Raw genomic sequence first — 26,040 nt, 5'->3', positions numbered from 1 at the left:
GCTCAGTCGCCCCGCTCCACCAGAATCAAATACGCCGTGCGGCGTAACGCTTGAGCATGCTCGGGACATCGAGAATCAGCGCAATGCGACCGTCACCGGTAATGGTGGCGCCCGACATGCCCGGGGTTCCCTGGAGCATTTTGCCCAATGGCTTGATGACCACTTCTTCCTGGCCCACCAGTTGATCGACAACGAAGCCGATCCGCTGTGTACCCACCGAAAGGATCACCACATGGCCTTCGCGCTGCTCTTCGTGAGCGGCGGAGCTGACCAGCCAGCGCTTGAGGTAGAACAACGGCAGCGCCTTGTCCCGCACGATCACCACTTCCTGGCCGTCCACCACGTTGGTGGTCGACAGGTCGAGGTGGAAGATCTCGTTGACGTTCACCAGCGGAAAGGCGAACGCCTGGTTGCCGAGCATGACCATCAGCGTCGGCATGATCGCCAGGGTCAACGGCACCTTGATGACGATCTTCGAACCCTGGCCCTTGGCCGAGAAAATATTGATCGAACCGTTGAGCTGGGAAATCTTGGTTTTCACCACGTCCATGCCCACGCCACGACCCGACACGTCGGATATCTCGGTCTTGGTCGAGAAACCCGGGGCGAAAATCAGGTTGTAGCACTCGGTATCGCTCAGTCGATCGGCCGCGTCCTTGTCCATCACGCCGCGTTTTACCGCGATCGAACGCAACACGTTCGGGTCCATGCCCTTGCCGTCATCGGAGATCGACAACAGGATGTGATCGCCTTCCTGTTCCGCGGCGAGAATGACCTTGCCGCCACGGGCCTTGCCCGAGGCTTCGCGTTCTTCCGGCGACTCGATGCCGTGGTCGACCGCGTTGCGCACCAAGTGGACCAACGGATCGGCCAAGGCCTCGACGAGGTTCTTGTCGAGGTCGGTCTCTTCGCCGACCAGCTCCAGGTTGATCTCTTTCTTGAGCTGGCGCGCCAGGTCGCGAACCAGGCGCGGGAAGCGCCCGAAGACCTTCTTGATCGGTTGCATCCGGGTCTTCATGACCGCGGTTTGCAGATCGGCCGTGACCACGTCGAGGTTGGACACGGCTTTGGACATGGCTTCGTCGGCGCTGTTGGCACCCAGGCGGACCAGGCGGTTACGCACCAGCACCAGTTCGCCAACCATGTTCATGATTTCGTCGAGACGCGCGGTGTCGACCCGCACAGTGGTCTCGGCTTCGCTGGCCGGTTTTTCCGCGGGCGGTGCGGCCGGGGCACGGGCCGGAGCCGGTGCAGCGGCGGCAGGTGCCGGCTTCGCGGCTTCGGCCTTCGGTTCAGGAGCCTTGGCCACCGGCTTCGGTGCCGCAGCCTTGGCGACAGGCGCCGCAACCGAGGCGCTCGCGCCGGTTGCCGTGCCAGCCGTGGCGCCCACTTCAGTGAACTTGCCCTTGCCGTGCAATTCGTCGAGCAGCGATTCGAATTCGTGATCGGTAATCAAGTCACTGCCGGCCGCCGCAGCGGTTGGCGCAGCAGGCGTCGGCACCGAAGCGATGGCCGATTCCAGCGCATCCACGGCAAAATTGCCCTTGCCGTGCAGTTGGTCGAGCAGTGCTTCGAATTCGTCGTCGGTGATGTCGGAACTGTCGCCCGCGGCTTTCGGAGCCTGCGGCGCGGCAGGGGCCGCCGGTGCCACCGCATCAACGGCGAACTGGCCTTTACCGTGCAACTGGTCGAGCAACGACTCGAACTCGGCGTCGGTGATTTCGTCGCTGGCCGCAGTATCGGCGGCGGGCGCTGGAGCAGCCGCCGGCGCCTCGGCCTGGGCCTTGACGGCGTTCAGCGAGTCCAGCAGTTGTTCGAATTCATTGTCGGTGATGTCGCCTGACTCGCTTTGAGCGGCAGGTTCTTCAACCACTTCGGCGACGGGTGCTGGCGCTGCCTCGTCAGCCGATTGCGGCTCGGCCAGACGGGCCAGTGCCGCGAGTAATTCTGGCGTGGCAGCCGTGATCGGGCCACGCTCGCGGACTTCGCTGAACATGCTGTTCACCGCGTCCAGTGCTTCGAGAACCACGTCCATCAATTCCGAGTCAACGCGACGTTCACCCTTGCGCAGGATGTCGAACACGTTCTCGGCGATGTGGCAGCACTCCACCAGCTCGTTGAGCTGGAGGAAGCCGGCGCCCCCTTTTACAGTGTGAAAACCGCGAAAAATTGCATTGAGCAGATCCGCATCATCCGGTCGGCTTTCCAGCTCGACCAGCTGTTCGGACAGTTGCTCTAGAATCTCGCCGGCCTCAACCAGGAAATCCTGAAGGATCTCTTCATCGGCGCCGAAGCTCATTAATGGTGTGCTCCTACAGGTCTAAAAACCCAAAAAACCTGAAATTCCTGAAACTCTAGAATCCAAGGCTGGATAACAAATCGTCCACATCGTCCTGACCGGACACAACGTCTTCTCTTTTATCGGCATGAATCTGCGGACCTTCACCCTGAGAGAGATGTTTTTGTGGATCTTTTTCTGCAAGCATTGCTTCACGGTCATGCTCGATGCCCGCAAAACGGTCAACCTGACTGGCCATGAGCACGAGCTTGAGCAGGTTGCTCTCGACTTCGGTGACGAGTTGGGTCACACGCTTGATGACTTGACCTGTGAGGTCCTGATAATCCTGGGCCAGCAGAATATCGTTGAGGTTGCCCGACACGGCACGGTTGTCTGTGCTGCTGCGCGTCAGGAACCCGTCGACTCGCCGGGCCAGTTCGCGGAACTCTTCAGCCCCGACTTCGCGACGCATGAACCGCCCCCAATCCGTGCTCAAGGCCTGAGCTTCGTCAGCCAGGCTGTTGACCAGCGGCGTGGCGTTTTCCACCAGGTCCATGGTGCGGTTGGCTGCGGCCTCGGTCAGCTTGACCACATAACCCAGACGCTCGGTGGCGTCGGTGATCTGTGACACCTCTTCGGCTTGCGGCATGTGCGGGTCAATCTGAAAATTGACGATCGCGCTATGCAGCTCGCGCGTGAGCTTGCCCACTTCCTGATACAGGCCGCGGTCACGGGTCTGGTTGAGCTCATGGATCAATTGCACAGCATCGCCAAACCTGCCCTTTTCAAGGCTCGCGACCAGTTCGACGGCGTGTTTTTTCAGGGTCGATTCAAAATCGCCCTGCGAAGATTCGTTATGCCCCATAGCTCCCCCGTGGCGCAGTTCAACCGATGCGTTCGAAAATCTTCTCGATTTTTTCTTTCAACGCCTGGGCCGTGAAGGGTTTGACCACATAGCCGTTAACACCGGCCTGGGCCGCTTCGATGATCTGCTCGCGCTTGGCTTCAGCGGTCACCATCAACACCGGCAGGTGCTTGAGCTTTTCATCGGCACGCACGTGGCGCAGCAGATCGATACCGGTCATGCCAGGCATGTTCCAGTCGGTCACCAGAAAGTCGATGCTCCCGCTGTTGAGGACCGGAATGGCGGTAGTGCCATCGTCGGCCTCGACCGTGTTGGTGAACCCAAGGTCACGCAACAGGTTTTTTATGATCCGCCGCATCGTTGAGAAGTCATCAACGATGAGGATTTTCATGTTCTTGTCCAATTCGACCTCCAAGCAGACTAAAACGCGCCCAGCACCTGGACGCGCCATTTCAATCAATCTGGCAAAGCACTCGATGACTGTCTGGAGTACAACGAAGCGAGACCGGCGCGGTTCATCACCCCACCAGCCACGTCGCAGTGCCCCCACACTGCCTTCAGCGCGCTCGCCACTCTCCCAAACGCCCCCTTAAACGGGCCGCGCACTGGCTATGTAACTGGCTGACCCGAGATTCGCTGACCCCCAGGACCTCACCGATTTCCTTGAGATTCAACTCTTCGTCGTAGTACAGCGCCAACACCAGTCGCTCGCGCTCCGGCAAATTGGCAATCGCGTCCGCCAGCGCTGCCTGGAAGCGTTCATCCTCCAGATCGCGTGACGGCTCGAGATGAGCACTCGCGCCATCCTCGTGCAGCCCTTCGTGTTCGCCGTCCTGCAACAGATCGTCGAAACTGAATAACCGGCTGCCCAGGGTGTCGTTCAAAATCCCGTAATAATCGTCGAGACTCAATTGGAGTTCGGCCGCAACTTCGTGATCTTTAGCGTCACGGCCGGTTTTCGCTTCAATCGAGCGGATGGCGTCGCTGACCATGCGGGTATTGCGGTGGACCGAGCGTGGCGCCCAGTCACCCTTGCGCACTTCATCGAGCATGGCGCCGCGGATGCGGATGCCCGCGTACGTCTCGAAACTCGCGCCTTTGCTGGCGTCGTATTTGGTCGAGACTTCCAGCAGGCCGATCATCCCGGCCTGGATCAAGTCTTCGACCTGGACACTGGCCGGCAGACGCGCCAGCAAGTGATAGGCAATGCGTTTGACCAGCGGCGCGTAACGCTCGATCAGCTCGTACTGCGCATCGCGTGCCGATTTCTTGTAGAGGTTGTAGCCGCTGGCTGTCATAGCACGGGTCCTGCCGTTTGTTGCACGAGGCGTTCGACGAAGAACTCCAGATGCCCACGCGGGTTGGCGGGCAACGGCCAGGTGTCGACCTTCTGCGCGATTGCCTTGAACGCCAGCGAGCACTTGGAGCGCGGGAATGCTTCGTAGACGGCACGCTGTTTTTGCACGGCCTTGCGCACGCTTTCGTCATAAGGCACGGCGCCGACGTATTGCAGGGCGACGTCGAGGAAACGATCCGTGACCTTGGTCAACTTGGCGAACAGATTGCGCCCTTCCTGCGGGCTCTGGGCCATGTTGGCCAGCACGCGGAAACGGTTCATGCCGTAGTCACGGTTGAGCAGTTTGATCAGGGCGTAGGCGTCGGTAATGGAGGTCGGCTCGTCGCAGACCACCAGCAACACTTCCTGGGCGGCACGGACAAAACTGACTACCGAGTCACCAATCCCCGCAGCGGTGTCGATCACCAGTACGTCGAGGTTGTCGCCGATATCGCTGAAGGCCTGGATCAGGCCGGCGTGCTGCGCCGGGCTCAAGTGAACCATGCTCTGGGTGCCGGACGCGGCGGGAACGATGCGGATGCCGCCCGGGCCCTGCAACAGGACATCGCGCAGCTCGCAGCGACCTTCGATCACGTCGGCCAGGGTACGTTTGGGTGTCAGCCCCAGCAGAACGTCGACGTTCGCCAGCCCCAGGTCGGCGTCCAGCAACATGACGCGCCGGCCAAGTTCAGCCAAAGCCAGGGACAAGTTCACTGACACGTTAGTTTTCCCGACGCCACCTTTGCCGCCGGTCACCGCGATCACCTGTACGGGATGCATGCTGCCCATGTTATTTCTTTACCTTGTCTTGCATAGACGGAGGCCACATTACTGGCTGCGCGTTCACAATCGGAACAATGCATGGCAGACCATCGATGTAGGTACAAAAACTATTCATTGTTACCTCAGCCTACCTGCTTGGTGGGGCTGTGGTAGATATCAGCGAACATGTCAGCCATGGCTTCTTCGCTGGGTTCTTCCTGCATTTGCACGCTCACGGCACGGCTGACCAGTTGATGACGGCGCGGCAGATGCAAATCATCCGGAATCCGCGGGCCATCAGTCAGGTAGGCTACCGGCAACTCATGGCTGATGGCCAGGCTCAACACCTCGCCCAGACTGGCCGTTTCATCCAGTTTAGTCAGGATGCAGCCAGCGAGCCCGCAACGCTTGTAACTGTGATAAGCGGCGGTTAGAACCTGTTTCTGGCTGGTGGTTGCCAGAACCAGATAATTTTTCGATTTGATGCCACGACCGGCCAGGCTTTCGAGCTGCATGCGCAATGCCGGATCGCTGGCTTGAAGGCCGGCGGTATCGATCAGCACCACGCGCTTGCGCAGCAAAGGTTCCAGCGCCTGCACCAGCGATTGCCCCGGATCGACGTGGGTCACCGACACATTGAGAATCCGGCCGAGGGTCTTGAGCTGTTCCTGGGCACCGATACGGTAGCTGTCCATGCTCACCAGCGCGATGTTCTGCGCGCCGTACTTGAGCACATAACGGGCAGCCAGCTTGGCCAGGGTGGTGGTCTTGCCCATGCCGGCAGGGCCGACCATGGCAATCACACCGCCCTCTTCCAGCGGCTCGATTTCCGGCGTGGCAATCATCCGCGCCAGATGCGCCAGCAACATGCGCCAGGCTTGGCGGGGTTCTTGAATATCGGTGATCAGTGCCAGCAAGTCGCGGGACAACGGCCCGGACAAACCGATACGTTGCAGACGGCGCCAGAGGTTGGCCTGGCCCGGGCTGCTGCCTTGCAGCTGATTCCATGCCAGGGAGCCCAGCTGTACTTCCATCAGTTCGCGCAGGCTGTTGAGCTCAAAACGCATCGAGTCAAATACCCGGGAGTCCACCGCGGGCGCCGCAGCAGGCGCTGGCGCAGGACGCCGAGGCTCGGCGTAGGTCGGCTCGATCAGTGGCTCGGCGGCGGTGAGGGGCAACCCGGCGAACAACTGGCGATTGGTGGCATTGTCGCTTTCGCCGTCGCTGCGCAGGCTCAGCTCGGCCTGGGCGGTGACGATGCGCGACTGCGTCTTGCGCAGCTCGTCTTCGAGTTCCATGTTCGGCACGCGTGGCGCCAGCGCCGACAGTTTGTAATCCAGGGCAGCCGTGAGCTCGACACCACCGGCGATGCGGCGGTTGCCGATGATGGCCGCTTCAGCGCCCAGCTCATCACGAACCAGTTTCATGGCCTGACGCATATCGGCGGCGAAAAAACGCTTAACTTGCATAAACCACTACCTCAGCCGTTGGGCCCTACTGTCGCAACGATGGTCACTTGCTTGTTGTCAGGGATTTCCTGATAAGCCAACACGTGCAAACCCGGGACTGCCAGCCGGCCAAATCGCGAGAGCATCGCGCGAACCGGACCGGCCACCAGCAGAATCACCGGTTGACCTTGCATCTCCTGGCGCTGCGCCGCATCGATCAGCGAGCGTTGCAGCTTTTCAGCCATGCTTGGCTCCAGCAGAACGCCCTCTTCCGAGCCTTGTCCTGCCTTCTGCAGACTATTGAGCAATATTTGTTCCAACCTTGGCTCAAGCGTGATCACTGGCAGCTCGGAGTCAGTGCCTACAATGCTTTGCACGATTGCGCGGCTAACGCCGACACGCACCGCAGCCACCAGGGCGGCGGTATCTTGACTCTTGGAAGCATTGTTGGCGATGGCTTCGGCAATGCTTCGAATGTCACGCACCGGCACCTGCTCTGCCAGCAGCGCTTGCAGAACCTTGAGCAGTTGCGACAGCGACAACACACCCGGCACCAATTCTTCGGCCAGTTTCGGCGAGTTTTTCGCCAGCAACTGCATCAGTTGCTGCACTTCCTCGTGCCCGATCAGCTCACTGGAATGCTTGTACAGAATCTGGTTCAAGTGAGTGGCCACTACTGTACTGGCATCGACCACTGTATAGCCAAGGGATTGTGCCTGGGCACGTTGACTGATTTCGATCCAGACCGCTTCCAGACCGAAAGCCGGATCTTTGGCGGTAATGCCATTGAGCGTGCCGTACACCTGCCCCGGGTTGATCGCCAGTTCGCGATCCGGGTAAATCTCGGCCTCGGCCAGGATCACCCCCATCAAGGTGAGGCGGTAGGCACTCGGTGCCAGGTCGAGGTTGTCGCGGATGTGCACGGTCGGCATCAGGAAGCCCAGGTCCTGGGACAACTTCTTGCGCACGCCCTTGATCCGCGCCAGCAATTGACCACCCTGATTGCGATCCACCAATGGAATCAGGCGGTAGCCGACTTCCAGGCCGATCATGTCGATCGGCGTCACGTCATCCCAGCCGAGCTCCTTGGTTTCCTGCGCGCGCGCTGGCGATGGCAGCAACTCTTGTTGACGCTTGACCTCTTGCAACGCCTGGACCTTGACCTGGTTCTGCTTGCGCCAGAACAGGTAGGCACCACCCGCCGCCAGGGCAGCCATGGTCAGGAAGGAAAAGTGCGGCATGCCGGGCACCAGCCCCATCACCGCCATCAAGCCTGCCGATACGGCCAGCGCCTTGGGCGATGCGAACATCTGACGATTGATCTGTTTACCCATGTCCTCCGAACCGGAAGCACGGGTCACCATGATCGCCGCAGCGGTGGACAACAACAGTGATGGCAATTGCGCCACCAAACCGTCACCGATGGTCAGCAGTGCGTAAACCTTGCCGGCATCGGCGAAGGTCATGTTGTGCTGGAAGATACCGACCGCCATGCCACCGATCAGGTTGATGAACAGAATCAGCAAACCGGCAATGGCGTCACCACGCACGAATTTGCTGGCACCATCCATGGAGCCATAGAACTCGGCTTCCTGTGCCACTTCCGAACGGCGGGCCTTGGCCTGGTTCTGGTCGATCAGACCGGCGTTGAGGTCGGCGTCGATGGCCATCTGTTTACCGGGCATGGCATCGAGGGTGAATCGCGCACTCACCTCGGAAATCCGCCCGGCACCCTTGGTTACCACGACGAAGTTGATGATCATCAAGATCGCGAAAACCACGATACCGACCACGTAGTTACCGCCGATCACCACCTCACCGAAGGCCTGGATCACCTTACCGGCGGCAGCGTGGCCGTCCTGACCATGGAGCATCACCACCCGCGTCGACGCCACGTTCAACGCCAGCCGCAACAGCGTCGCCACCAGCAGAATGGTCGGGAACACGGCAAAATCCAGCGGCCGCAGGGCGTAGACGCAAACCAGCAGCACGACGATGGACAAGGCAATGTTGAAGGTGAAGAACACGTCCAGCAGAAACGGCGGAATCGGCAACATCATCATTGCCAACATGACCAGCAGCAACAGCGGCACGCCCAGATTGCCTCGACTGAGGTCTGCCATGTTCGTGCGGGCACTGTTGATTAACTGAGAGCGATCCACCGGTATTCCCCGTTCCTTTGAAGCAAACTTTTGACGCCTGAAGCAGGCTCGGGGCGGCTATTGCAAGAAGCCTTCCAACTTTTGCGGGGGGTTGAAATACAGGGTTTTATCGGAGGGATTTGTATCGCATGAACGGGCCCTTTCGCGGGCAAGCCTTGCTCCTACGGGTGAATCGATATTTTGTGAGAGCGAGGCTTGCCCGCGAAGAGGCCGGAACTGCCGGCACACATCAGGAATCGCGGCGCAAATCCGGTGGAATCGGCAAATCATCCTTGAGCGGATCCGGGCGCTTGCCCTTGCCTGCGCGGTACTGGCGGATCTGATAGACGTAGGCCAGAACCTGGGCGACGGCGAGGTAGAGGCCGCCAGGAATTTCCTGCTCCAGTTCGGTGGAGTAATAAATCGATCGTGCCAGCGCCGGCGATTCCAGCAACAGAATCTCGTTGGCCGCCGCGATCTCTCTAATTTTCAGGGCCAGGAAGTCGCTGCCCTTGGCGATCAGCATCGGCGCGCCGCTCTTGTCCGGGTCGTACTTGAGGGCGACGGCGTAGTGGGTCGGGTTGGTGATGACCACATCGGCGTCAGGGATCGCCGCCATCATTCGCCGCTGAGACATTTCGCGCTGGAGCTGGCGAATGCGCTGTTTCACCTCGGGCCGACCTTCCTGGTCCTTGTGCTCGTCGCGCACTTCCTGCTTGGTCATTTTCAGCTTCTTGATGCTTTCCCAGAGCTGGATCGGTACGTCCACGGCGGCGATGATGATCAAGCCGCACGCCATCCACAACGTACTCCAGCCGACCACTTGCAAGCTGTGGATGATCGCCCGGTCCAACGGTTCATGAGCGATGCGCAGCAAGTCGTCGATGTCCGCCGACAACACCACCAGCGCCACGAACAGCACGATGAAAAACTTCGCCAGGGCCTTGAGCAATTCGGCAATGGCCTTGGCCGAAAACATGCGCTTGAGGCCCGCGCCAGGGTTCATGCGGCTGAACTTGGGCGCCATGGTACCCGCTGAAAACAGCCAGCCGCCCAGGGAAATCGGGCCGATCAAAGCAGCCAGCAGCAAAGTGATCATCACCGGCTGAATCGCCAGCAGCGCGATCTGCCCCGAGTGCAGCAGATAGGTGCCCATCGAACGCTGATCCAGCACCACCTCCCGCGACAGGGAAAAGTTCAGGCGCATCAGATCCATCATTTCCTCGGCCAACGCACCACCGAATATCAGCAAAGCGCCCGCACCGGCAAGCATGATCGCCAGGGTGTTGAGCTCCTTGGAACGGGCAATCTCGCCCTTCTCCCGGGCGTCCTTTTTCTTTTTCTCCGTGGGGTCTTCTGTTTTGTCCTGACCGCTTTCGCTCTCAGCCATGACTCAGCGCGCCTGTGCCAGTTCGCGTAAAAACTGCAGGGCCTCGGTGGCCAGCGGTTGATACTGATTGATGATGTCCGCCAACCCGACCCAGACGATAAACAGCCCGAGCACCAGGGTCAGCGGGAAGCCGATGGAGAAAATGTTCAGTTGCGGTGCCGCTCGGGTCATCACGCCGAAGGCAATGTTGACCACCAGCAGCGCAGTGATCGCCGGCAGCACCAGCAACAGCGCCGCGCCCAGCACCCAGCCGAGCTTGCCAGCCAGTTCCCAGTAATGATTGACCGTCAGGCCGCTGCCCACCGGCAACGTGGTGAAGCTCTCGGTGAGGACTTCGAACACCACCAGATGGCCATTCATCGACAGGAAAATAAGGGTCACCAGCATGGTGAAGAATTGCCCGATGACCGCGACCGAGACGCCGTTGGTGGGGTCGACCATCGAAGCGAAACCCATGCCCATTTGAATGGAGACGATTTGCCCGGCAATCACAAACGCCTGGAAAAACAACTGCAGCGAAAATCCCAGTACCGCGCCTATGAGGATCTGTTCGGCAATCAGCAGCAACCCGCTCAAGTCCAGCGCATTGACCGGCGGCATCGGCGGCAGGTTGGGGGCAATGACCACGGTGATGGCGAGGGCGAAATACAGGCGGATGCGTTTGGGAACCAGAGACGTACCGAATACCGGCATGACCATCAGCAAGGCGCCGACACGAAACAAGGGCAACATGAACGTCGCCACCCAGGTGCTGATCTGGGTGTCCGTCAGTTGCAGTAGCGACGACATGGCTTAGCCGATGACCTGCGGAATGCTGCCGTACAACTGCAGGATGTACTCCATGAACGTCTGCACCAGCCATGGGCCGGCGACGATCAGCGTCACCAGCATCACCAGCAGGCGCGGCAGGAAGCTCAAGGTTTGTTCGTTGATCTGGGTAGCCGCCTGGAACATTGCCACGACAAGGCCCACCAGCAGGCTCGGGATCACCAGCACCGCGACCATCAACGTGGTCAGCCACAACGCCTCACGGAAGATGTCGACCGCAACTTCGGGCGTCATGGCGAAACACCGCCGAAGCTGCTGGCCAAGGTGCCGATGATCAGCGCCCAGCCATCGACCAGAACGAACAGCATGATCTTGAACGGCAAGGAAATGATCAGCGGCGACAGCATCATCATACCCATGGCCATCAACACACTGGCCACGACGAGGTCGATGATCAGGAACGGGATGAAAATCATGAAGCCGATCTGGAACGCGGTTTTGAGCTCCGACGTCACGAAGGCCGGTACCAGAATGGTCAGCGGCGCCTGATCCGGCGAGGCTATGTCCGTGCGCTTGGACAAACGCATGAACAGCTCCAGGTCACTGGTTCGGGTCTGGGCCAGCATGAAGTCCTTGATCGGCACCTGGGCCTTGGCCACCGCATCCTGAGCGCTCATCTTTTCCGCGAGATACGGCTGCAAGGCGTCCTGGTTCACCCGGTCGAACACCGGCGCCATGATGAACAGCGTCAGGAACAGCGCCATGCCAGTGAGAATCTGGTTCGACGGTGTCTGCTGCAAGCCAAGGGCCTGGCGCAGGATCGAGAAGACGATGATGATCCGGGTGAAACTGGTCATCAGCATGACGAACGCCGGGATGAAACTCAGCGCAGTCATGATCAGCAGGATCTGCAGGCTGACCGAGTACTCCTGAGCGCCTTCGGCGTTGGTGCCCAAGGTGATCGCCGGGATCGACAGCGGATCGGCGGCGAACGCCAAAGGTGCGGCCAGCATCAGGGCCAGCGTCAAGACGATGCGCAGCGCACCCATTACTTCTTATCCTTCTGATCTTTGCCCAGGATATCCAGCAGGCGCTGGGCAAATTCCGGCGTCGTTTTCTCAGTGGTGCTCGGCACCTGCACCGGTTCCTTGAGCACGTGCAATGCGGTAATGCTGCCGGGGCTCAGGCCGAGCAGAATCTGCTCGTTGCCGACCTGCACCAGCATCAGCCGGTCACGTGGGCCAAGGGCGCGGGAACCGATCAGCTCGATCACCTGGCCCTTGCCGGCAGGCCCCGCTTGCTGAACCCGACGCAACAGCCAGGCGAGGAAGAAGATCAACCCCAGCACCAGCAGCAGGCCGAACACCAGTTGCGTCAATTGCCCGGCCACACCGCTGCTCGCTACAGGCGCCGCTGCAGCGGTGGCGGTCGCAACAGGCTCTGCCGCCAGCACGCTCAACGGCAACGCCAGAAGAACCCCGAGAAGCCTTTTCACTCAGCGCAGCTTCTTGATGCGTTCGCTTGGGCTGATCACGTCGGTCAGGCGGATGCCGAACTTCTCGTTGACCACGACCACTTCGCCATGAGCGATCAGCGTGCCGTTCACCAGTACGTCAAGCGGCTCACCGGCCAGGCGATCGAGCTCGATCACCGAACCCTGGTTGAGTTGCAGCAGGTTGCGAATGTTGATGTCGGTGCTGCCCACTTCCATGGAAATCGACACCGGGATATCAAGGATCACGTCCAGGTTCGGCCCTTCCAGGCTCACCGGATCGTTGTTTCTCGGCACACTGCCGAACTCTTCCATGGGCAGGCGATTGTTGGAGGATCCGGATGCATCGGCCGCCAGCAGCGCGTCGATATCCGCCTGCCCGGCATCACCGGTTTCTTCCAGGGCCGCAGCCCATTCATCAGCCAGTGCCTGGTCGTCCTGGGTATTCATATCATCAGCCATCATTTGTCCTCGGCGGGCCACCTTTGAGGGGAGGCCGTCAGTTAAAAGCGAATGTGTCAGGCGTCGATCAACGACGCTCGATCGGCTCGATCACTTGCAACGCAAGGTTGCCTTTGTGCGAGCCCATCTTGACCTTGAAGGCCGGCACGCCGTTGGCGCGCATGATCATGTCTTCCGGCATCTCCACCGGAATGATGTCCCCCGGCTGCATGTGCAGGATGTCGCGCAGCTTCAACTGGCGGCGAGCAACCGTGGCGCCGATCGGTACGTCGACATCCAGCACGTCCTGACGCAGGGCATTGACCCAGCGTTCGTCCTGATCGTCGAGATCCGACTGGAAGCCGGCGTCGAGCATTTCGCGCACCGGCTCGATCATCGAATACGGCATGGTCACGTGCAGGTCGCCGCCACCGCCATCGAGTTCGATGTGGAAGGTCGACACGACAATCGCTTCGCTCGGGCCGACGATGTTGGCCATGGCCGGGTTCACTTCCGAGTTGATGTACTCGAAGTTGACTTCCATGATCGCCTGCCAGGCTTCCTTCAAATCGATGAAGGCCTGCTCCAGCACCATGCGCACCACGCGCAGTTCGGTCGGGGTGAATTCACGCCCTTCGATCTTGGCGTGACGACCGTCGCCGCCAAAGAAGTTGTCCACCAGCTTGAACACCAGTTTGGCGTCGAGGATGAACAGCGCGGTGCCGCGCAACGGCTTGATCTTGACCAGGTTGAGACTGGTCGGCACGTACAGCGAGTGCACGTATTCGCCGAACTTCATCACCTGCACGCCACCGACCGCCACGTCTGCCGAACGGCGCAGCATGTTGAACATGCTGATGCGCGTGTAGCGGGCGAATCGTTCGTTGATCATTTCCAGGGTCGGCATGCGTCCACGGACGATGCGATCCTGGCTGGTCAGGTCGTAGCTTTTGACGGTGCCGGGTTCGGCAGCGTTATCGGTCTGTACCAGACCATCGTCCACGCCGTGCAACAGCGCGTCGATTTCATCCTGGGACAGCAGGTCCTGCACGGCCATGTCGTGTTCCTACTGCAGTACGAAATTAGTGAAAAGCAACTGTTCGACAACCACTTTGCCGAGCTCTTTCTGCGCCACTTCCTGGACGCTGGCCGTGGCTTTCTGGCGCAGCATTTCCTGACCGACCGGCGACGCCAGCGTGGCGAAATCCTGCCCGGAAAACAGCATGACCAGGTTGTTGCGGATCACCGGCATGTGCACTTTGAGCGCTTCCAGATCGGCCTGGTTGCGGCCAAGCATGGTGATGCTCACCTGCATGTAGCGCTGACGGCCGTTCTGGTTGTAATTGGCGACAAACGCTGGCGCCATCGGCTCGAATATCGCCGGCTGCTTGCCCAGCGGCGCGGTTTCGACCACGGCGGCAGGCTTGCTCTGGGCGCTGTGCATGAAGTACCAGGTCGCCCCCACGGACAAACCGACCGCCAGCAGCAGGGCCAGCACGATCACAATAATCAGCTTGAGTTTGCCTTTGGTTGCGGGGTCTTTTACTGCTGCGTCGCTCTTCGCCATGCCAATAATCCGTCACTATTCGGGTTTTCACAGTCGCACGGCAAGGCAAGAGCAAGTGTTATGCCAGAAGTGTCGGGAGAGGGATGGGTGGGGATGTGCGCGTTTTGAAGAACACTGCGCCCCCTGTGGGAGCGGGCTTGCCCGCGAAGAGGCCGGAACATTCAACATTGATGCTGACGGTGCCGACGCCTTCGCGGGCAAGCCCGCTCCCACAGAGTCATAGGTCTGCCGGGATCAGGCGTAATAGTCGACTGCGCTGGAGCCGATAACACTGGTCACCGGAGCAGCGACTTCAGCAACGGCTGGCGCCACGTCGTCATCCATCGAATCAAGACGACCACCAGTGGTATTGGTCCTGCCACTCTGCGCCTGCTGATTCTGCCCCTGATCCTGGGAGCCACGGTTCTGGTCGGAGACGTTGACGTCAACCTGGCCCATGCCCTGCTGGGCAAACATGTCACGCAGGCGATGCATCTGCCCGTCGAGCGCTTCGCGAACACTCGGGTGCGCGCTCAAGAAGGTAACCTGGGTCTGCTGATCCGGAACCATGTTGACCCGAATGTCGAGACGCCCCAACTCTGCCGGTTGCAACTGAATGTCCGCTGCCTTGAGATTGGCGCTGGACAGGTACATGACCCGGTTCACCACCTCTTCGGTCCAGCCATTCTGATGCATGGCAATCGGTTGATTGACCGGCAAGGCGTTGGCGGTTTTCGGCGTGGCAGCCTGGGTCAGCGCCGCCAGACGGTTGGCGAAATCGTCGACCCGGGTATCGCTGCTGGCCGATTTCAAGTCCTTGAGACCGTCATCGATCAAGCCACTGAAGGCCTTATCGCCACCTTGGCTGGTGCTGTCCTTGTCGGCCTGCACCTCGAGCATACCGGCCATCCCGGCAGCAAAATTTTGCGCAGCGGTCTGTTCGCCATCGGCCTGGGCCTGGGCGGTAGTCGAAGCCGCTTTCGGCTGTGCCTGACTTGACGCGGAAACGTGGCCGCTTTGCTCCATCGCCATGCGCAAGGCCGGCAATGCATCAAGAGGATCAGCCTCGGGATCGAATTCGGCATCCGTGACAACAGCCGCCGACGCGGCTGTCACAGGAGCAGCAACTGGCGCGCCAAGCGCAGCCTCAACCGGCAATTGAGCGGCATCCACGACCGGCGTCGTCACCGGTGCAGGCGCGACCACGGCGGGTTGAACCACCAGCAGCAAGGCAGGATCAAGCGTCGGATCAACAGGTGCGGTTTCGGCGACCGGCGTTTGTGCGGTATCGGTAGCATCGTCGCTGGCAGCCTGGCCTTCGGTCTGCGCCGGATTATCGGCGGGCAAGGTTTTGCCGCTATCGGCAACCTCCGGTTGCGCGGCGGCAGAGTTGTCGTCCACGACGTCTTTCTTGCCAGCGCTGTCCACAGCCTTTTCACGCACCGGTTTGACCGGGCTATCAGCTGTTGCGGCAGGTTTGTTCTGGGCTTGCTTGGCATACACCTGAGCGAAGCTTGCAGCCTTGTCCCCGGGCTCAGCGGTCAATGCCGTGGAATTGGCGGACGCCGCTTGAGCCTTGGCCGGCGCGACGGCCTGAAGAAGATTATTGGGGGTAACGGGCATTTAACGGTCTCCGCTGCACTGGGATCGTAGGTACAGTTGGAAGAGTTAACTGCAAGGGTCGCGCCAGTTTCGCCAGCAGACGACGAAAGGCGCCAAACGACTCAGCTCGCCGCCGGGGAACGCTGTCGTTCAAATTCATAGAGAGGACGAACGATGGCGAACTCGCCATCGATGTCGGTGATCAATTGGCCAATTTCGGCAGTCGGGAACGCACTGGCCATCCGCTCAAGCTGACCACACAACTCGGCGAGCCGCACAGCGCCCATGTTGCTGCTGCTGCCTTTGAAGCTGTGGGCAGCCTCGATTACTTGCGTGGCCGTATCTGCCTGTCGCAACAATTGCAGGCGTACTTCGCAGTCAGCGAGGAAGGTATCGACCAATGTCGAAAACCCATCCTCCATGACTTCCCGCAACGCGCTCAGCGCGCCCGGGTCAAGATGTGTGTCAGCCACTTGCTCACTCCTTGATCAAGAATGCGTGGATTATGCCAGAGCCTCCCAGAAAAACTCCACGCGGGCACTTCGACCATCGTCGGACCAACTGGCGTTACGCCCCAACTGACGGATCAGACTCACACCACGTCCCGACAGACGGACAGGATCAACCGGGCGATCCAGCACCCGCGCGACGTCAAACCCTTTGCCGCTGTCCTCGACGCGGATCACCAGACAACCACCTTCACCCTGCGGCGTGACCTGCAGATGCACCCGTACGTGGCCGTCCTGCAGCTCGTCCAGGCGTGTGTTGCGCTGTTGATAATAACGGGTGAACCCCGAAACATCGCGCTTGAGGCTTGAGTCCAGACCCAGGACACCATGCTCGAGCGCATTGGAATACAACTCGGCCAACACACTGTAGAGCGCCCCGCTCTGCGTCCGTAGACCATGGACCTCAAGCAGTAATTGCAGGAGGAACGGCAGTGGATTGAAGCGCTTGAGGGTCGCGGCGCGAAATTCGAAACTCACTGACCAGTCCAGCGGGCACGACTGACCGCTGTCGGAATACACCGGGGTCGGCGCAATCAGCGGCGAAGTCTCAAGCAAGCTGATTTCAACCATACTGACATCGTCGCGGGTCTCACCGCCAAAGTCGCGCAGCGCCTGGCCGATTTCCTCGAACAGCGCATCCGGTTCACGATTGTCCGAAAAAACCCGTTGCAGGCGCTCCACCCCGAACAACTGATCGTTGGCATCGCAGGTATCGATCACCCCGTCGGACAAGAGGAAAACCCGGTCACCCTCCGCCATCGGAAACACTTGCGTGCTGTCATCGAATGTTTGCGCGCTCAGCACGCCCAACGGCAAGTGCCGAGCCGACAACGGCGTGCGTTCACCCGTGGCGATGCTGTGCAGATAACCGTCGGGCATGCCGCCGTTCCATACTTCCACCGAACGGCTCTGAAAACTCAGACACAGCATCGTTGCGCAACAGAACATGTCCACCGGCAAGATGCGTTTGAGCTTGGCGTTCATCTCGCGCAGGGTTTCCGACAAGCCGTAACCCTTGGCCGTCATCCCGTAGAAAACTTCCGCCAGCGGCATGGCCCCTACCGCGGCGGGCAAACCATGGCCGGTGAAGTCACCGAGCAGCACATGCATGTCGCCCGCCGGTGTGTACGCGGCCAGCAACAAGTCACCGTTGAACAGTGCGTAAGGCGATTGCAGGTAGCGGATATTGGCAGCGTTCAAGCAACCGGAATGGGCCACCTTGTCGAACACGGCCTTGGCCACCCGCTGCTCGTTGAGCAGATAATCGTGGTGCCGGGCAATCTGGTCACGCTGTTGCAACACGGTCGCTTGCAGCCGCCGCAAGCGATCCATCGCCTTGATTTTGGCGGCGAGGATCACCTGGTTGTAGGGTTTTGCCAAAAAATCGTCGCCCCCGGCCTCCAGGCAGCGGGCGAGCGCTTCACTTTCGGAAAGCGAGGTCAGGAAGATGATCGGCACCAGGGTTTCCCCGGCCAGTGCCTTGATCTGCTGTGCTGCCTCGAAGCCGTCCATCACCGGCATCATCGCGTCCATCAACACCAGTTGCGGACGATTCTGGCGAAACGCCTCGACCGCTTCGGCACCGTTGGCTGCCGTCAGTACTTCGTGGCCCTGACGGCGGACAATACTCGATAGCAGCATGCGATCGGCCGCGCTGTCTTCGGCGATGAGGATCGTCAATGATTCCAGTGCAGCGTGCACGGCGGTCAACTGATGTCGAACAGTTTGTCGAAGTTGGAGATGGCGAGGATTTTCCTCACATCCGAACTGCTGTTGACCACGCGGATATCGGAGTTTTCACCGCCAGCGTGATCACGCAACAGCAGCAACATGCCCAGCGCAGAGCTGTCGAGATAGGTCGCTTCTTTCAGGTCGACTACAACCGCTCCAAGATCTTTGTGTTCGTAGGACTCACGAAACTCTTGATGCTTGGCGAAATCGAACCTTCCCTTGACCGATATCGTCAGCTTCTGGCCGTCGGGGGATACTTCTGTAACAACTGACATGTCATGGCTTCCTTGTCATTGGTGAACCTGCTTGTACAAGGTTTAGCATTTGGTAGAGGTTGGGGCAAGGCAAGGCGTTGTGACGGCCGTCGGATCGCTATCGCGGGCAAGCCATGCTCCTACAGGTTTCATGAAGCTTACAAGATCGCAACAATCCCGTAGGAGCATGGCTTGCCCGCGATGAACGATAACGCGGTCAGCCTGATTCAATACTGATCCTGCCGTGGCAAGCGCTGCGATAATTCATCCAGCAGTTTCTGTTCGCGCTTGTCCTCGATGGCCCGCGCTTCATCGGCATACCGCTGCACCAGTTTGCGCAAACCTTCGACCCGGGCAAACGCCTGTTGCCAGGTGTCCCGTGCCTTGTTCAGGTTGTTCTGGTGCCAGGCCAGGCTTTGCCGCTGCTGATCGATGGCCGTGCCCAATTGCGCCAGAAACCCCTGATACCCGAGCAGCCATTGGCCCGACACGCCGCTACTGCCGCGCACGATCCACTGTTCCTGATAGTCGAGACGAAAGGCTTCAAGGTCGGCGAGTTTACTTTCGGCCAGCCGCACTTGCCCTTGAAAGTGCCCCAAGCGCTGGACCGCGGTTTTTTCGGCCTTCTCGGCCATTTCCACCACGGGGGCCAGGCGCCCTGCCCGAGTCTGGGCCATGGCCGGTTAGCCGCCCGCCGCGGGCGCGAAGATCGAGGCGAGATACGCTTCGCTTTCGCCCAGGCTGATGCTGTCGTTGAGACCCTGGCGCAAGTACTTGACCAGTTGCGGTTGCAGGGAGATCGCCAGGTCGGTCTCGCGGTCACCACCGGCGACGTATGCGCCGACGCTGATCAAGTCGCGACTTTGCTGATAACGCGACCACAATTGCTTGAAATACTGCGCACGGGTCATGTGTTCCGGTGACACCACCGCCGGCATTACCCGGCTGATGGACGCCTCGATATCGATGGCCGGGTAATGCCCCTCCTCGGCCAAGCGCCGGGACAGCACGATGTGCCCGTCGAGCACGCCCCGCGCCGAGTCGGCAATCGGGTCCTGCTGGTCATCGCCTTCGGACAGCACGGTGTAGAACGCTGTGATCGAACCGCCGCCCTTCTCGGCATTACCCGCTCGTTCCACCAGTTTCGGCAACTTGGCGAACACTGAAGGCGGATAACCCTTGGTCGCAGGTGGCTCGCCGATGGCCAGGGCGATTTCCCGCTGGGCCTGGGCGAAACGGGTCAGCGAATCCATCAGCAACAGGACGTTCTTGCCCTTGTCACGAAAATATTCGGCGATTCGTGTGCAGTACATGGCGGCGCGCAGACGCATCAGCGGTGCATCGTCCGCCGGGGACGCCACCACCACCGAACGCTTGAGCCCTTCTTCACCGAGGATGTGCTCGATGAACTCTTTAACTTCACGACCCCGCTCGCCGATCAGCCCGACGACGATGATGTCGGCCTCGGTGAAGCGGGTCATCATGCCCAACAGCACGGATTTACCGACGCCGGTACCGGCGAACAGACCGAGGCGCTGGCCGCGACCGACCGTCAGCATGCCGTTGATGCAACGAATGCCTACATCCAGCGGCTCGCTGATCGGTTCGCGTTTGAGCGGGTTGATGGTCGGGCCGTCCATCGGCACCCAGTCTTCGGCCTTCATCCCGCCCTTGCCATCCAGTGCACGACCGGCGCCATCGAGTACACGGCCAAGCATGCTCATGCCCATCGGCAAGCGACCCGTGTCGGACAAAGGAACGACGCGGGCACCGGGTGCAATACCGGCGACGCTGCCGACCGGCATCAGGAAGACCTTGCTGCCGGAGAAGCCCATGACTTCGGCTTCGACCTGCACCGGATGGTAGCTGTCGTCATTGATGACCATGCAACGACTGCCCATCGCCGCGCGCAAGCCTTCGGCCTCAAGGGTGAGGCCGACCATACGCAGCAAGCGGCCTTCAAGAATCGGTGCGCCAGCCAGTTCCGTGGCCTCTGCATAGCTGCTCAGACGCTTGGCGAAACTGGTCCGTTCAAGGCGCATCGGGGAGATCCGCATCGGCTGCGACTGCGGGCTTGTTTTCGACCGGCAGCTCAAGGCTCACGTCCGGCGCAGCTGGGTGCAGTGCCTGCTCGTGGAGCTGATCGAACAATTTGTCCATGACCTGTTTGACCCGGGTTTCCACCGTGGCGTCAATACGACTGTGCTCGGTCTCGACCCGACAGCCGCCCGGCAACAGCGATTCGTCTTCGACAATGCGCCAGGTTTCTTCATGGCGTTCGCGCAGGGCTTTGACCTGTTCGAAATCCTGCGGATTGATGTACAGCCGCACGTTGCCCACGCCCAGCGGCAACAACTTGAGCGCCTCGCGCATGACGTGTTCGATCTGCGTCGAGTCAATGGCCAGTTCGCGCTGAATCACTTGTTTGGTGATGTGCTGCACCAGATCGACCAAGGACTTTTCAATCTGGGTGTCCTGTTCGGCGATCGGCTCGAACAGATGCGCCATCAGTTGCTCCAGCCCGGCGATCTTTGGCGCCAATGCCTGTTCGGCTTCCTGGCGGACCTTGAGGGTGGTGCTATGGAAACCTTCTTTTTCACCCACCGCGAAGCCTTCGTTATAGGCTTCCTGGCGAATGCTTTCGAGTTCTTCGAGGGTCAGTGGCTGGACTTCCTCCAGCGGCACTTCTTCCATTTCCGGCGGCTCGGGTTCCGGCTCCGGTTCAGGCTCGGGGGCTGGCGGGTCGAAGCTGGGCAGCGCCCAGGTATCGAAACCACTGACATCCCCGGCCCGGATCAGGTCAGTGGGTAAATCATCATGCTTGGCCATGGGCTTAAATCATTTCCTCGCCGCCCTTGCCACCGAGAACGATTTCTCCGGCTTCGGCCATTCGGCGGGCGATGGTGAGGATTTCTTTCTGCGCGGTTTCCACATCGCTGACACGCACCGGGCCTTTGGCTTCGAGGTCGTCGCGCAACAGTTCGGCGGCACGCTTGGACATGTTCTTGAAGATTTTCTCTTTGACGCCTTCGTCCGAGCCCTTGAGCGCCAGGACCAGCACATCGGAAGACACTTCGCGCAGCAATGCCTGGATACCGCGGTCGTCGACATCGGCCAGGTTGTTGAACACGAACATGAGGTCTTCGATCTGACCGGACAGGTCTTCGTCGACTTCGCGGATCGAGTCCATGAGCTGGCCTTCGATCGAACTGTCGAGGAAGTTCATGATGTCCGCCGCACGCTTGATGCCACCCAGGGTGGTTCGCGAAGCGTTGGAGTTGCCGGAGAACTGCTTCTCGAGAATCTGGTTGAGTTCTTTCAGGGCCGCTGGCTGCACGGTGTTCAGCGAGGAAACCCGCAGAATGATGTCCAGACGCACCTTGTGGTCGAAGTTGCCGAGCACTTCACCGGCCTGGTCCGGGTCGAGATACGCCACCACGATCGCCTGGATCTGCGGGTGCTCGTAACGAATAACGTCGGCGACGGCGCGGGGTTCCATCCACTTCAGGCTGTCGAGGCCACTGGTGTTGCCACCCAACAGAATGCGGTCGATCAGGCCGTTGGCCTTGTCTTCGCCCAAGGCCTGGGTGAGCATTTTGCGCACGTAGTCGTCGGAGCCGACGCCCAGGCTGGTCTGGTCGCCGACGATGTCGACGAACTCGCTCATCACCTGCTCGACCTGCTCACGGTGAACGTTCCCCATCTGCGCCATGGCCACGCCCACACGCTGGACCTCTTTGGGCCCCATGTGGCGCAACACCTGGGCGGCATCGGTAGAGCCAAGGGACAGCAGCAGAATCGCGGCTTTGTCGACCTTGGTCAGCTTGGCGGCAACGGCTCGGTTATCACTCATCTGCGTTAATCCACTCTTTCACGACCTGGGCCACACGACCCGGATCTTCTGCCACCAGACTCTTGATTGCGTTCAACTGTGCGTCATAGCCTTCGCTCGGGCTAGGCAGCAAGATGCTTTGCGGGCCGCCAAGGCTGACACGGTCGTTGGCCAGTTCGCCGTCCAGACCACCCATGCCACCCAACTCGACATCGCTGCCGATACCGGCCAGCTGCTTGCCCTTGCCACCACCGGTGATGTTGTTGAGCACCGGGCGCAGTACGCCGAACACCAGCACCAGAATGAACAGGACACCCAGCACTTGCTTGACGATGTCCCAGAACCAAGGCTGGGAATAGAACGGAATGTCGGCGATCACTTCGCCGCGATCGGCAGAGAACGGCATGTTGATCACACTGACGCTGTCACCACGGCTGGCATCGAAACCGACCGCGTCCTGGACCAAACGGGTGAAGCGCGCCAATTCGTCGGCGGTCCACGGTGCGCGGGTGGTTTCACCGTTGGCCGGGTTGACCTTGACCTGGTCATCCACCACCACCGACACCGACAGGCGATTCAGACGACCCTGTTGCTGCTTGGTATGGCTGATGGAACGGTCGAGTTCGAAGTTCTTGGTGGATTGTTGACGCTTGTCAGCCGGGTATGGCGCCAGCATCGGCTGGCCGGTGGCCGGGTCCATGATTTGCTGGCCGTTGGCATCGATCAGCGGCTGGCCTGGCTGGACCATCCCGGCAGCAGGCGCGGCGCCAGCGGTGGTTTGCGGGGCGGAGGCCGGCGCGGGTGGCTGGTTGCTCAATGCACCGGGGACACCTTGCGGACCATTGCTGGCGGTACGTTGTTCGTTGACCGACTGCTCGCTGCGCAACGCCGGTTGATCGGGGTTGAACTGCTCGGAAGTCGACTCGACGGCACTGAAGTCCACATCGGCCGAGACTTCGGCTTTATAGCGATCGTTGCCCAGCACCGGTTGCAGGATGTTGTGCACACGCTGGGTGAGCATGCTTTCCATGCGGCGGCTGTAATCGAATTGCTTGCCGGCCATGGTCAGTTCGGAGTTTTCCGCCTGATCGGAGAGCAGGTTGCCCTTTTGGTCAACAACGGTGATCTGCGACTTGCTCAGCTCGGGAACGCTGGTCGCCACCAGATTGACGATGGCCACCACCTGGCCCGGCTCCAGCGAGCGGCCGGAATACAGTTCAACCAGTACCGACGCACTCGGCTTGCGTTCATCGCGCACAAACACCGAGCTTTTCGGAATCGCCAGGTGCACGCGGGCACCCTTGACGTTGTTCAGGCTGGAAATGGTCCGGGCCAGTTCACCTTCGAGGCCACGACGATAACGGGTCGCTTCCATGAACTGGCTGGTGCCCAGGCCCTGCTCTTTATCGAGAATTTCAAAACCGATGTTGCCATCGCTGGGAGTGACACCAGCGCCGGCGAGCTTGAGCCGCGCACGGGACAGGTCTTCAGCCTTGACCAGCAAGGCGCCGGAGTTCGGTTCGACGGTGTAGGCAATGTCGGCGGCGGCCAGGGTGTCCATGACTTGCTTGGCGTCCATACCGGCCAGGCTGCCGTACAACGGACGGTAGTCCGGCTGCTGGGACCACAACACCACGGCAAAACCAATCGCCACGCTCGCAGCCAGGCCGACCAACAGGCCCACCTGACGCAGCATGGTCATCTCGGAGAGGTTTTCCAGGAAGGACAACCCGAACAGCGGCGGTTTGCCGTCTACTGGAGTGGCCTTGGCCGGAACATTATCGGCGACTGCTTCTGCCATGACTCAATCTCGTCCTTAAACCGGCATCTGCATGATGTCTTGGTAAGCCTGAACCAGCTTGTTACGTACTTGGGTCAATGCCTGGAAAGACACGCTGGCCTTCTGCGAGGAAATCATCACGTCCGTCAGATCGACGCCGCTCTTGCCGATCTCGAAGGCGCTGGCCAACTGAGAGGAAGCCTGTTGGGTGTCGTTCACTTTATTGACGGCCTGACCGAGCATGTCGGAAAAGCTGCTGCCATTCAGTTCAGGGACGGCGGCAGTCGATTTAGGCGCAGACATGGCATCCATTTGCATGGCGCGCATATCCAGCATCAACCGATTGAATTCAATACCTTGGCTCATGATTTCTCTCTTTGGCGGCCCGCAATTTTTTGACACTCACTCGGCGGGTAATGAGGTGTTAGCAACAAGGGTGCCAGCTTTCCAGCCAGCCCCTCTGCAAGAGCGGGTCAGGTGGCGAACAGATACGCCTCGACGTCCATTCCGGCATCCCGCATCTGCGCCAGCTTGTAGCGCAAGGTGCGCGGGCTGATGCCCAGACGCTCGGCAGCTTCCTTGCGGCGGCCGCGCTCGGTGCGCAAGGTGTCGATGATCATCTGGAACTCGCGACGTCGCAGGTCATCGCCCAACGCCCCGGCAGACTCGGCGTCAACTTCCACCGTGCGCAGCGGCGTCGACAGCGGCACCAATGCCGGCAACGGCGCGCAAGCCACCGGCCCTGCCAGACAGAAATCCTGAGGCTGAATCATGCCGCCCTGTTGCAGGATCAATGCGCGTTGAATCGCGTTATCCAGTTCGCGCACATTGCCCGGCCACGGGTAGGCGATCAGGCACGCCTGCGCCTCGGGCGACAGCCTCGCCGCGGCATGCTTCATTTTGTTGACGTGCTTGGCCAGCAGCCGCTCGGCCAGCGGCAGAATATCGGCGGTACGCTCCCGCAGCGGCCGCCATGCCAGCGGGAACACCGACAGACGATAATAGAGGTCCTCACGGAAGCGCCCCGCCGCCACTTCCCCGGCCAGATCCCGGTTGGTGGTGGCGACCACGCGAATATCCAGCGTGATCGGCTTGCGCGCACCGACCCGCTCGACTTCGCGCTCTTGCAGCACACGCAACAACTTGGCTTGCAGCCCCAGGGGCATTTCGGAGATTTCGTCGAGCAGGATGGTCCCGCCGTCGGCCTGCTCGAACTTGCCGGCCTGGGCCGCGATGGCGCCAGTGAACGAGCCCTTCTCGTGACCAAACAGCGTGGCTTCGAGCATGTTGTCGGGAATCGCCGCGCAGTTGATCGCAATGAATGGCTGACTGGCGCGGTGCGAGTGCTGATGGATGTAGCGCGCCAACACCTCCTTTCCGGTGCCGGACTCACCCGAGATCAACACTGTGGAATCGCTGCGTGCTACACGTGCGGCCAATTCCAGGAGTTGCGCACTGGCCGGCTCGAAAGCCACCGGCCCTTCGTTGTCGCTGGCGCCAAGATTGCCCAACGCATGGCGCGATACCAGATCGAGCAATGCCCTGGCCTCGAACGGCTTGACCAGATAATCGGCCGCACCCTGGCGCATTGCATCGACCGCCCGCTCCACCGCACCGTGCGCCGTCATCAGCAACACCGGCAGTTGCGGTTGTCGCGCGCGCAGCAGGCCAAGCAGTTGATGCCCGTCCATGCCCGGCATGTTGACGTCACTGATGACCAGGTTGAACGCCTCGGTTTCGACCGCCGCCAGGGCTTCTTCCGCCGAACCGACGGCTTTGTAATCATGCCCGGCGAGCAAGAGCGTATCGGCCAACGCTTCACGCAGCGCGCGGTCATCTTCGACCAGCAGAACCTTGATACCCAT

General features: G+C 60.4%; 26 protein-coding genes. All 26 read right to left on the bottom strand.

What is annotated here, in order from left to right; all coding sequences use genetic code 11:
* Positions 1–25: 25 nt before the first annotated feature.
* The 26 genes from D8U73_RS00990 to D8U73_RS00860 all read right to left on the bottom strand — a co-directional run bounded on the left by D8U73_RS00990 (position 26) and on the right by D8U73_RS00860 (position 26,040).
* Positions 26–2,299, bottom strand: a complete 2,274-nt coding sequence (locus D8U73_RS00990) for a chemotaxis protein CheA (protein WP_130903482.1) — start codon at positions 2,297–2,299, stop codon at positions 26–28.
* A 55-nt stretch (positions 2,300–2,354) separates the two neighbouring features.
* On the bottom strand, positions 2,355–3,143 hold the full coding sequence (locus D8U73_RS00985; RefSeq protein ID WP_130903481.1) for a protein phosphatase CheZ: 789 nt from the start codon (positions 3,141–3,143) through the stop codon (positions 2,355–2,357).
* Between the two features lie 19 nt (positions 3,144–3,162).
* A complete protein-coding gene (locus tag D8U73_RS00980; protein WP_003183998.1) occupies positions 3,163–3,534 on the bottom strand; it encodes a chemotaxis response regulator CheY in 372 nt (123 codons plus the stop codon).
* Between the two features lie 166 nt (positions 3,535–3,700).
* Positions 3,701–4,441 carry an RNA polymerase sigma factor FliA gene (gene fliA / locus D8U73_RS00975; protein ID WP_007894214.1) on the bottom strand — a complete coding sequence of 247 codons (741 nt, stop codon included), beginning with the start codon at positions 4,439–4,441 and terminating at the stop codon, positions 3,701–3,703.
* Complete coding sequence (gene fleN, locus D8U73_RS00970; RefSeq protein ID WP_008001746.1) at positions 4,438–5,268, bottom strand: flagellar synthesis regulator FleN; 831 nt, start codon at positions 5,266–5,268, stop codon at positions 4,438–4,440. The genes fliA and fleN overlap by 4 nt, the downstream gene beginning before the upstream one ends.
* Before the next feature lie 116 nt (positions 5,269–5,384).
* Positions 5,385–6,710, bottom strand: a complete 1,326-nt coding sequence (gene flhF / locus D8U73_RS00965) for a flagellar biosynthesis protein FlhF (protein WP_130903480.1) — start codon at positions 6,708–6,710, stop codon at positions 5,385–5,387.
* Positions 6,711–6,721: 11 nt separating this feature from the next.
* The gene (gene flhA, locus D8U73_RS00960) at positions 6,722–8,851 is read right to left on the bottom strand and encodes a flagellar biosynthesis protein FlhA (RefSeq protein ID WP_056853009.1); all 2,130 of its coding nucleotides are present in this window, start codon (positions 8,849–8,851) and stop codon (positions 6,722–6,724) included.
* Between the two features lie 229 nt (positions 8,852–9,080).
* Positions 9,081–10,220 carry a flagellar biosynthesis protein FlhB gene (gene flhB / locus D8U73_RS00955; RefSeq protein WP_056853010.1) on the bottom strand — a complete coding sequence of 380 codons (1,140 nt, stop codon included), beginning with the start codon at positions 10,218–10,220 and terminating at the stop codon, positions 9,081–9,083.
* Between the two features lie 3 nt (positions 10,221–10,223).
* Entirely contained in the window at positions 10,224–11,009 is a 786-nt protein-coding gene (gene fliR, locus D8U73_RS00950; RefSeq protein ID WP_056853011.1) for a flagellar biosynthetic protein FliR, read from the bottom strand.
* Positions 11,010–11,012: 3 nt separating this feature from the next.
* Positions 11,013–11,282, bottom strand: a complete 270-nt coding sequence (fliQ, locus tag D8U73_RS00945; protein WP_020796969.1) for a flagellar biosynthesis protein FliQ — start codon at positions 11,280–11,282, stop codon at positions 11,013–11,015.
* Positions 11,279–12,037 carry a flagellar type III secretion system pore protein FliP gene (gene fliP / locus D8U73_RS00940; protein WP_056853012.1) on the bottom strand — a complete coding sequence of 253 codons (759 nt, stop codon included), beginning with the start codon at positions 12,035–12,037 and terminating at the stop codon, positions 11,279–11,281. Before fliP ends, fliQ begins: the two co-directional genes overlap by 4 nt.
* Positions 12,037–12,483: a flagellar biosynthetic protein FliO gene (gene fliO, locus D8U73_RS00935; RefSeq protein WP_056853013.1), complete on the bottom strand. Its 447-nt coding sequence runs from the start codon at positions 12,481–12,483 to the stop codon at positions 12,037–12,039. Before fliO ends, fliP begins: the two co-directional genes overlap by 1 nt.
* Positions 12,484–12,942, bottom strand: coding sequence for a flagellar motor switch protein FliN (gene fliN, locus D8U73_RS00930; protein ID WP_056853168.1), 459 nt, complete (start codon positions 12,940–12,942; stop codon positions 12,484–12,486).
* Positions 12,943–13,009: 67 nt separating this feature from the next.
* Entirely contained in the window at positions 13,010–13,978 is a 969-nt protein-coding gene (fliM, locus tag D8U73_RS00925; protein ID WP_056853014.1) for a flagellar motor switch protein FliM, read from the bottom strand.
* A 9-nt stretch (positions 13,979–13,987) separates the two neighbouring features.
* Complete coding sequence (gene fliL / locus D8U73_RS00920) at positions 13,988–14,488, bottom strand: flagellar basal body-associated protein FliL (protein ID WP_056853015.1); 501 nt, start codon at positions 14,486–14,488, stop codon at positions 13,988–13,990.
* Between the two features lie 234 nt (positions 14,489–14,722).
* Positions 14,723–16,090 (bottom strand): flagellar hook-length control protein FliK, encoded by a 1,368-nt coding sequence (locus D8U73_RS00910; RefSeq protein WP_130903479.1) that lies wholly within the window; start codon positions 16,088–16,090, stop codon positions 14,723–14,725.
* Between the two features lie 101 nt (positions 16,091–16,191).
* Positions 16,192–16,542 carry an Hpt domain-containing protein gene (locus tag D8U73_RS00905; RefSeq protein ID WP_130903478.1) on the bottom strand — a complete coding sequence of 117 codons (351 nt, stop codon included), beginning with the start codon at positions 16,540–16,542 and terminating at the stop codon, positions 16,192–16,194.
* A 30-nt stretch (positions 16,543–16,572) separates the two neighbouring features.
* Positions 16,573–18,279, bottom strand: a complete 1,707-nt coding sequence (locus D8U73_RS00900; protein WP_130903477.1) for a fused response regulator/phosphatase — start codon at positions 18,277–18,279, stop codon at positions 16,573–16,575.
* A 5-nt stretch (positions 18,280–18,284) separates the two neighbouring features.
* Entirely contained in the window at positions 18,285–18,584 is a 300-nt protein-coding gene (locus tag D8U73_RS00895) for an STAS domain-containing protein (RefSeq protein WP_056853018.1), read from the bottom strand.
* Between the two features lie 206 nt (positions 18,585–18,790).
* A complete protein-coding gene (gene fliJ, locus D8U73_RS00890; protein ID WP_056853019.1) occupies positions 18,791–19,240 on the bottom strand; it encodes a flagellar export protein FliJ in 450 nt (149 codons plus the stop codon).
* A gap of 6 nt (positions 19,241–19,246) precedes the next feature.
* Positions 19,247–20,605, bottom strand: coding sequence for a flagellar protein export ATPase FliI (gene fliI / locus D8U73_RS00885; RefSeq protein ID WP_056853020.1), 1,359 nt, complete (start codon positions 20,603–20,605; stop codon positions 19,247–19,249).
* Positions 20,595–21,392 (bottom strand): flagellar assembly protein FliH, encoded by a 798-nt coding sequence (gene fliH, locus D8U73_RS00880; protein WP_130903476.1) that lies wholly within the window; start codon positions 21,390–21,392, stop codon positions 20,595–20,597. The genes fliI and fliH overlap by 11 nt, the downstream gene beginning before the upstream one ends.
* Before the next feature lie 4 nt (positions 21,393–21,396).
* The gene (gene fliG / locus D8U73_RS00875; protein ID WP_056853022.1) at positions 21,397–22,416 is read right to left on the bottom strand and encodes a flagellar motor switch protein FliG; all 1,020 of its coding nucleotides are present in this window, start codon (positions 22,414–22,416) and stop codon (positions 21,397–21,399) included.
* Positions 22,409–24,196 carry a flagellar basal-body MS-ring/collar protein FliF gene (gene fliF / locus D8U73_RS00870; RefSeq protein ID WP_056853023.1) on the bottom strand — a complete coding sequence of 596 codons (1,788 nt, stop codon included), beginning with the start codon at positions 24,194–24,196 and terminating at the stop codon, positions 22,409–22,411. The genes fliG and fliF overlap by 8 nt, the downstream gene beginning before the upstream one ends.
* Positions 24,197–24,211: 15 nt before the next feature.
* Positions 24,212–24,541, bottom strand: coding sequence for a flagellar hook-basal body complex protein FliE (gene fliE, locus D8U73_RS00865; protein WP_056853024.1), 330 nt, complete (start codon positions 24,539–24,541; stop codon positions 24,212–24,214).
* Positions 24,542–24,648: 107 nt separating this feature from the next.
* A complete protein-coding gene (locus tag D8U73_RS00860) occupies positions 24,649–26,040 on the bottom strand; it encodes a sigma-54 dependent transcriptional regulator (protein WP_130903475.1) in 1,392 nt (463 codons plus the stop codon).

Origin of the sequence: Pseudomonas sp. Sample_22 (genome assembly GCF_004307635.1) — a bacterium.
GTDB lineage: Bacteria > Pseudomonadota > Gammaproteobacteria > Pseudomonadales > Pseudomonadaceae > Aquipseudomonas.
The sequence above is the reverse complement of the archived record's forward strand: the minus strand, read 5'-3'. Positions and strand labels throughout refer to the sequence as shown.